The 8,669-nt window shown below is 42.6% G+C and carries 8 protein-coding genes and 1 tRNA gene; all 9 read left to right on the top strand.

Features of this window, described 5'->3' with window-relative positions; all coding sequences use genetic code 11:
- Positions 1-150: 150 nt before the first annotated feature.
- Positions 151-1,260 carry a Gfo/Idh/MocA family oxidoreductase gene (locus tag Q0C29_RS09825; protein WP_292000486.1) on the top strand — a complete coding sequence of 370 codons (1,110 nt, stop codon included), beginning with the start codon at positions 151-153 and terminating at the stop codon, positions 1,258-1,260.
- Between the two features lie 2 nt (positions 1,261-1,262).
- Positions 1,263-2,273 (top strand): Gfo/Idh/MocA family oxidoreductase, encoded by a 1,011-nt coding sequence (locus Q0C29_RS09820; protein ID WP_292000485.1) that lies wholly within the window; start codon positions 1,263-1,265, stop codon positions 2,271-2,273.
- Between the two features lie 2 nt (positions 2,274-2,275).
- On the top strand, positions 2,276-3,511 hold the full coding sequence (locus Q0C29_RS09815; RefSeq protein WP_292000484.1) for a thermopsin family protease: 1,236 nt from the start codon (positions 2,276-2,278) through the stop codon (positions 3,509-3,511).
- A gap of 6 nt (positions 3,512-3,517) precedes the next feature.
- On the top strand, positions 3,518-4,636 hold the full coding sequence (locus Q0C29_RS09810) for an NAD(P)/FAD-dependent oxidoreductase (protein WP_292000483.1): 1,119 nt from the start codon (positions 3,518-3,520) through the stop codon (positions 4,634-4,636).
- A gap of 174 nt (positions 4,637-4,810) precedes the next feature.
- Positions 4,811-5,581, top strand: a complete 771-nt coding sequence (locus Q0C29_RS09805; RefSeq protein WP_292000482.1) for a hypothetical protein — start codon at positions 4,811-4,813, stop codon at positions 5,579-5,581.
- An 85-nt stretch (positions 5,582-5,666) separates the two neighbouring features.
- Positions 5,667-6,059, top strand: a complete 393-nt coding sequence (locus Q0C29_RS09800; RefSeq protein WP_292000481.1) for a hypothetical protein — start codon at positions 5,667-5,669, stop codon at positions 6,057-6,059.
- Between the two features lie 121 nt (positions 6,060-6,180).
- A tRNA-Arg gene (locus Q0C29_RS09795) sits at positions 6,181-6,256 on the top strand.
- Between the two features lie 343 nt (positions 6,257-6,599).
- On the top strand, positions 6,600-7,361 hold the full coding sequence (locus Q0C29_RS09790) for an alpha/beta fold hydrolase (RefSeq protein WP_292000480.1): 762 nt from the start codon (positions 6,600-6,602) through the stop codon (positions 7,359-7,361).
- A 225-nt stretch (positions 7,362-7,586) separates the two neighbouring features.
- Positions 7,587-8,669: ABC transporter substrate-binding protein (locus Q0C29_RS09785; protein ID WP_292000479.1), on the top strand; the 1,083-nt coding region annotated here is incomplete at its 3' end.

Genomic DNA, 8,669 nt, shown 5'->3' with positions numbered 1-8,669 from the left:
TAATAGTGGTGGCTGCAGTAGCAGCAATAATAGCACTAAGAAGAAGATAAGAAGCTAGAATGCAGAATGTGGTTTAATATTAAAATATAAAGTTTTTACCTTAAATGCATGCATTTTAAAGCTTTAAAATACTAGGGAGGTTTCTATGCTATGGGCTTAAGTACCAAAGTTAAGGTTGGTTTCATAGGTGCTGGTGGCATTGCTAATGTTCATGCCAGGTACTATAAGGAGCTTCCTAATGTTGAATTAGTGGGGGTTGCCGAAATAGTTAAGGAGAGGGGTCTTGAATTTGCCAAGAGGTGGAATATTCCCCAGGAAAATGTTTTTGTTGATTATAGGGAGATGATTGATAAGCTTAATTTAGATGCTGTGAGTATTACAACGCCTCATAGGCTTCATGCTGAGCCAACAATATATGCGCTTAAACATGGTGTTAATGTACTTGTTGAGAAGCCTATGGCTTCAACAGCTAATGAGGCTCTTGAAATGTATAAGGCAGCTGTGTCCTCAGGTAAGGTTCTTGAGGTTGGTTTTCAGAATAGGTTTGAAGCCCAGATTATTGCAGCAAAGAGAATAGTGTCAAGTGGTTTACTTGGTGAATTCTACTATGGTGAAACATTAGCTGACGGTAAGAGGCGTAGAGGTATTCCAACAACTCCAACATTCTACACTAAGGAAATGGCTGGTGGTGGTGTGTTGCTTGACTTAGGCTGTTACGCAATAGATAATGCGATGAATATCCTAGGCTTCCCTGAGGTGGAGAGGATTAGTGGTCATGTCTTCACCGGTATTGGTAAAAGTAAGGATGCCATTGTTGAGGGTGGGTGGGGTGCTTGGGATACTGAGAGATTTGAGGTTGAGGACTTCGTTGTAGCCAAGATTATACTCAAGAATGGTGGTGTACTAATACTTAAGGAGGCTTGGGCAATGCACAATAATGAGTTAGGTAGGCCATTCTACATGGGGACTAGGGGTGGTATTAAGTTGAATCCACTTGAGGTTTATAGGGATGAGTGGGGTCACATGACTACAACCACGGTTCAATTACCTAACAGGGATCCGTGGAGGGATAAGGTTGGTAAATTCATTGATGCTGTGGCTAATGGTAAGCCATCCCCAATAGACCCAAGGGAGAATGTTTATGAGCAATTCATACTCGAGGCCATATATGAGTCAGCTAGGCAAGGCGGTACTGAGGTTAAGTTAACAATACCTGATGAGGTTAAGCCTATACTAAACCAGTACGCTAAAGGTGCTTAAACATGGTTATTAAAGTAGCGATAGTAAGCTTTGCCCATGTCCACGCTCCAAGTCACGCCGAGCAGTTGATTAGGAGGAGGACTGAGAAGGCTGATGTAGAGGTTATTGGGGTTTATGATGATGATTCTGAAAGGGCCAAGTTCTACACTAATAGGTATGGCTTTAGGCTATTCGACAATATTAATGATTTAATTAAGGCTAAGCCTGACGTAGCTGTTGTTGATTCTGAAACCTCTAAGCATAGGAATTACATTGAACTGTTAGCCGAGAATAACATTAACATCTTCTGTGAGAAACCAATCGGCATTAACTTTAAGGATGCTGTTGATATTAGTAATATCGTTAAGAGGCATGGTATACTATTCACCACGGGCTTCAATTCAAGGCTTAATCCGGAGAACGCCAAGGCTAGGGAAATCCTAGCAAGCGGCGTCTTAGGCAGAGTAAGCATGATTAGGATCAGGGTGGCTCACCCTGGTGCAATTGACAAGTGGTTTAAGGGTTGGAGTGAGTGGTTTACCGTGAGCCAATACTCAGGGGGTGGGGGTTTCCTAGACCTAGGCATACATGGCGCGGACTTACTAAGATTCCTCCTCAATGATGATGCAGTCGAGGCGCATGGCCTAGTGAACAATTTCACAGGCAATTACAATATTGATGATCAGGGTGTTGGTATATTAAGGTTCTCTAAGGGTACCTTGGGGATACTTGATGCTGGTTGGACTCAAGTCATTGAGGGTTTACCATGGTCTCCTCTAGAGGTCTATGGTGAGAAGGGTTCATTAGTGAGGACTGAGTTGGGTTTAATGTACTTCACGAGGGATCAAGGTGGGTGGGTTAAGCCTAGGGTTCAGGGGGTGCAGAGGACTACATTAGATGAGTTAATTGACGCCGTAGCTAAGGGTAGCCCCCTAAGCGTAACAGTTGATGATGCTGTTAAGGCACAGGAAATAATAGAGGCTATTTACAGGAGCAGTATGGAGGGTAAGGCCATTAAACTACCCTTAACGTAGTAATGAGGCAACTAGTACTAATACTAGCCATCATTATTCTTACGATCTCCATCACCGTGGTTAATGCAATTAACGCAGTTGGTGTATCGGATAATGGTACAGCAGAATTGTGGAATGGTACCCTAGTAACTTACACGTATCACGTTAACGCTGTAATGGGTTACTTAACGCTCTATAACTCATCCTTCGCCTCAATAGGCTTTGCCCCAGGTAATGTGGCTAGTGTTCAATTAAACCTAGTAGTCACTAATGGTGTTCAATACTTCTGGATTCAGGATATCGCTCACTTTGAGAAGTTCAACGGAACATACTACATGGTTTGGTTCTGGGATGACCTATGGAATATTACTGAAGTTAACGCTTACCTTAATGTTAAATTAATAAGCGGTAATAGGAGCTTCCCAAGTTACCAATCCTACGCCGCCTACTATAGGTATGTGGCGCCACCAATAATGCTTGTTAAGGCACCCTTCACGGTATCATGCATGGTTACTGTTAACTTAACGCATGGCTACGTTAACGTGAATTACTGGTACAGGCTGAATAACACACAGTTTGATACAGGGTGGGTTAAGTACGATAGTGTATTAATCAAGGTTAATTCAACAAGGGCCTACATAACCATTGGCGGATTCAACCCAGGTAACCTAAGCAATGACGTTGAGTGGGTTGTTGGAGGCTACACTGCTGCGGCTCAATTGTATGTAAATGAGTGGAACGCCACAATAATGCTCCTATACAGGTACTCCAATGATTGGTTTACCGTGGTGGGTGGGCAATCTAGATCCTTCGACACAGGTGAGTCAGTTAACCCTGTGGCTGGGATAAGTGAAAAATACATTAATGGTGTAGTGCGTCAAATGCCAGGTAGGGTGAATTCAACCTACCTATGGCTCATAAATGCATCAGTGGGCTTAAGGCACGGTAAGTTAATTATAAGCGTAACGCCAAGTAAGGCAAGATGGGTTGCTGCAGTTAAGGGTAAGGTAATGGGCATACCGTTAAATTCAAGTAAGATGATGATTAATATTAGTAATTGGACTAGCGGTAAGTATGATTTAGTAATAACGTTGTATGCCGGTAACACCAGTGTCTATAAGTACACTTATGTATTAATCATTAGAGGTGTAGGCATGCGGCTTTGGCTAATCCCCCTATTAGTAATACTAATCATTGCTATTGTTGCCTACTGTGGAATTCTTAAATACGGCATTAGGGTTAAGTCACGTGGGGTTTAGGGCATTATGCATGATTTAATAATCGTCGGCAGTGGACCAGCAGGCAATACGGCAGCCCTAGTAGCCTCTAGGCTTGGTATTAGGGCATTGATTATTGATAAGTCTAGGCACCCCAGGGCTAAGCCATGTGGTGGGGGGTTAACACCTAAGACTATTGCCTTATCAAGACTGCTTGGGCTTGATTTAAGTGAAGTAATTGAGCATGAGTGTGATGAAGTGGTTACAGTGACGCAGGCTGGTTCATTCGCCATGAGGTTTAAGGAACCTATGATAAGGGTATCAAGAAGGGAGAGGTTGGATGAATTCATGTTTAATGAGGCTGTTAATAATGGTGTTGAGTACGTTAATGACGAGGTCCTTAAGGTTAAGGAAACGCAGGATAAGGTTGAGGTCATAGGTAGGAATAGTATATACGAGGCTAAGTGGGTTATTGGGGCTGATGGAGCACCATCAAGGGTTGGTAGATCAATTGGCATAACGCCTAAGTCAAGCGCATTAGCTCTAATGAACATAGCCTCAGGTGAACTAAGCATTAATACTGGGGACGCCTGCATACTTGACTTCACTAGAATTAAGTGGGGTTACGCCTGGCTATTCCCACTGAGCCATGGTTACTATGATGTTGGGCTCGGCTCAGCCCTAAAGGGAAGGTACAGTGATTTACTGCTTAATTACATTGGTGAACTTGGCTTAAAACCAGGCAGAATAATGGGCCACCTAATACCCTACAAGCCACCTACCGTAGTATCAGTGGGTAGAATCATGCTAACCGGAGATGCGTTAGGTTTAGCAGACCCAGTCACTGGTGAAGGAATATTTCAAGCAATGTTAAGTGGGGCATTGGCAGCCCTATCACTAAGGTACAGTAACCCAACTGAACGCTACAATATGCTCATGGCTAATTACCTCAGGGACAATAAACACGCATTAATGGTAGCGTACGTGGTTTATGGCGTTGACTCATTATTCCTAAGCCGATTCCTAGGAGTAACCGGTTTCAGTCGAACTGGCGCAGTAAGCATTATTGAGAAGGTTACTGGAGGTAAATTAACGTACAGGGATGCCATTAAGGATATCGTTAAGTCAATAGTGCACATCAGTAATCTAATATCATCCAGGACATGATTCACAGGCTTAGTGTTGCCAGTAATTAAACCCATTACCCCTCGCCCATCTGCGATTCATGGATCATAAGCCTTAAACCAGTTAAAGATCATTGAGGCAAGCCCTTTAAGGCCAGGGACTACTAGTAAAATGTCACACGCTAGAAATATAAATCTCCACCTAGCTAGTACTGCAATGATTATTAGGTTTTACTCCATTACCGGGAGGACGGAGTCAATTGAAAATGAAGTTAGGGCCATTGTTAATGACATTAAGGCTGAGTTGGCTAAGAGGGGTATTGGTGAGGATAAGGTTAGGTTAACTATAATTAAAGTTAGGAGTGACGTTATTGAGGACGTTATTAAGTACCTTGATCAGCCTGAAGGCAGGATACCTGGTCAATACAAGTCACTGATAGTTAGGATGAGACAGGATGGTGTTTCGTCATTCCCAGCTATGGTTATTAATGATAGGAAGGTCGCTGAGGGTAATGAATTAACAATGGACGTTATTAGGGCAGCGTTAGCTAAGGAGCTTAAGGAAGAATTCAACATAGAGATACCATCAGCAGTATCACCCATGCCCCAGGCCCAACCAATACCCCAACCGCCCCCACCCGAGATTCCACCGCCTCAGGCTATTCAACCCCAACCCATTAGGCCAATTACACCCCCACCACCTCAGGAAACACCGCAAACCCCGCCTCCACCACCCCAACCACCGACTCCTCAAACTTTACCACAACCCACCGTATTACCACCATTAACTACTGCACCCCAGCCTTCACAGGTGCAGCAAACAATAGCAATACCAGCCGCCACTGGAGGGCTTGGGTTTAAGATAGTTAATGGTAGGCCTGATAACTGCAATGATTGCGTCTACTATGGCGTAAATAAGGGTTACTGCTACTTATTCGGTATTAGGGTTAATGACCCATCAAAGCCACCCTGCAAATCCATAGCGTAATTAATAAGTTTCAATAAGCCTATAAGCCAGCGTTATTAGAGGAAATAAGTTTATAAACCCAATCCTGAAGATGCCCCCGTAAAGTATGCAGGGGGTAGCATTATTTGAAGTGCATGGCGATAAGCGTATGGTTTACTTCGACTTAAGCGTTGTTGGCTTAAGTCAAGTAAACGTGGAGGAGAGCCAATTTGAGGTTCTTAATGAAGTTGAGAATGAACTACACGATTTAGTAAGTAAATATGGATCAATGTTAACTAATGATGTAGGCCTTGAGTATAATGACTGGCCATCCAGCAGGGGGATAATACTAGCACGCCTATACATGAAGGATAATGAGGTTAAGCTAGTCCTCCTCGCCTCATACGAGAGAAGCCTAATAAGCAAAGTAAGCAGTAGGCTAAGTAAACTAGGGTGGAAGCCCATATTCGTTTTCGATATAAGGAAAGTCATTAAAAGCACCAGGTTCCCACAGCGTTAAATCCTTCCCAATACTTGGGAAAACTTATTCTAGTCCATGAAATGAAAATTTAAAGGTGGCTTAACTGTGATGTTTAATAATCCAGTTAAGTTTTAAATAAGCTCAAGGTTAGCTTACTCCAGGCCCCGTAGCTCAGCATGGATTAGAGCGGCGGCCTTCTAAGCCGTAGGACCCGGGTTCAAATCCCGGCGGGGCCGTCAGAGAATGATCCTGGGATTGAGTTAATCGTATCCTGTAGGTGTGCTTGTACGTAACCACTTATGCATCATGCTTAACAACCTGATTATTGTGCTACTAAATTAAGCCAAGGCTGAGTTAAGTGCAGTTTAAGGTTGATATAGTGATTCTGGTGAAGGGTAGTATCTCCCTATTAATTCGTGGCTTTACCAGTTGCCTTAATCGCATTTTGGGGTTAATTCTTAGTTGATATGCAAGTTAGGATATCACTTTACTACTGAATTAACGTTAAAGTGTGACATAAATTATTAATAACCATTTGTTGAAAGGTAATACATAAAAGTAAGTGACAATGCATCTACTATGAGGTGTGTTGAGTCTCCGTCGGTGATAAACCTTAACGATGGGTGGATCTTCAATATTGTGGATAAGCCTGAGGATGATGGTAAGCATCCTGCAGTAATCATGTTTCATGGCTTCACAGGGACACATATTGAGGCCGGTAGACTTTACGTAGATATTGCCAGGGAATTATGCAGTGGCGGCTTTGTGGTCGTTAGGTTTGATTATAGGAATCACGGTGATAGTTCAGGGCCATTTGAGGAATTCGACATAGATAATGCATTAAATGATGCAGAATTCATGGTTAACCATGTTCTTAAGCTTGGCTTTGTAGACTCAAGTAAGATAGCGTTATTGGGCTTAAGCATGGGTGGCTACATAACGTTAAAGACCTACGCTAAGATGCAGAGCGTACCCAGGGCGTTAATCCTCCTCTCACCAGCGATAGACTTCTCGGGGTTAAATAGGGGAATAACTCAGGGTGCCAGAGGTGACTACTTCTACTTCGGGGCCTATAGGCTTAAGTTAAGTAACGCTCTTAAACTGGCTAACTCCAACGCAATGGATGTAGCAGAGTTGATTAAGGTACCAATAATGATAATTCATTCTAAAGATGACTCAGCGGTACCCTACCAACAATCAGTGGAGTTCCACGATAGAGTTAAGTTTAGCGACAAAACATTAATCTTGCTTGATAAAAGTGGGCATACTTTTGATGACTATGAGGTTAGGAGGGACATAATAAGAAGAATGGCTACTTGGCTTAAGGTTCATTTAAGCTGATAGTAAAGAAAAAGTTTTAACAGACAACATAGCATTACTACCCTCACTAGTCATTTTAAAAGGTTCAATAATTCAATTGATTATCCCTTCAGTATGATGAACTTGAGCAGTTTATTTTTACAAGTAATTTACCGCATATTTTTACTTTTATATTAATATTTGATTTATATAAATGTTTTTATTCGTTGCGATAAAATTTAAAAAGTTATCCTAAAGAAGGATACTATGTTAGTTAGTAAAAAATCATATATAATAATGGTGGTGTTGGTAATAGCAGTAGCATATAGCCTTAGTGTGGCCTATGCGCAGCAATCGTCTAGTCCAACTTATACGCTTGAGGTTGTGGCACCATGGTACTATACCCTTGTTACGCCTTGGCCAGCACCATGGTGGAATCCATGGGCTTCAGGTAACTTACTATACTTCGCTGGAACATGGTCACCCTTAGCAGCCTTCAACCCAACTACTAATGAATTCCTACCCATATTGGCTAAGTCCTGGGAGATTTTTCCCCAAAATAGGACTATAATTGTGTATCTGCGTGAGGGCTTATATTGGTTCAATGGTACTGCAACAATACCATTCACTGCATGGGATGTGTATGCTCAATTCTACATTACCGCTAAGGCATTCAGTGGTTGGTCTCCTTGGATTAGCCCCCAGAATGCTGATAAGGACATTATAGTGTTGAATAATTATACGATTGAGTTCCATCTTGATCGTTGGTCACCCACGGAGTGGATATGGATGCTTATAACTTGGATTGAGACGCCATGGCCAGTATGGAAACCCATCGTTGAGAAGCTGCAAACCATGAATGCTTCACAAGCCTTGGCATATAGTAAAAACATCACTGAGTTTGTTGCTCCCTACTGGGGTCTTAGTCCATATTATGTATCTAGCGTTATATCGAACTACATCATAGTTAAGCTTGATCCACCAAGCGTGCTAGCTGCCTGGGATCAAGTTTACCCATTCCACACATGGCAGTATTACCCGAAGCTTGAGAACTTCATAACCTTCTCAAGCTACTCACAGTTAGCTGGCTTAATGCTGGCCCACAAGGACTTCTACGTATTCGGTTGGGCAGCCCCATACTCAATAGATCAAACAATTAATAAGTCTGGGCTATACGGCTTCGTAATAATGCCTGACATATCGGCCTTCGGCTTCTCATTACCTATGTACTACCCCTTCAATATTCCTGCTGTTAGGCAGGCTATCGCCTACGTCATAAATAGAACTGCCGTAATATTAACGTGGGGTCCAGTGGGCATAGTGTACTTGCCTTACTGGATCCTAGCCCCC

It is taken from the genome of Caldivirga sp. (assembly GCF_023256255.1).
Taxonomy (GTDB): Archaea; Thermoproteota; Thermoprotei; order Thermoproteales; family Thermocladiaceae; genus Caldivirga.
Note: the sequence above shows the minus strand (reverse complement) of the source record. Positions and strands in the feature narration are given on the sequence as shown.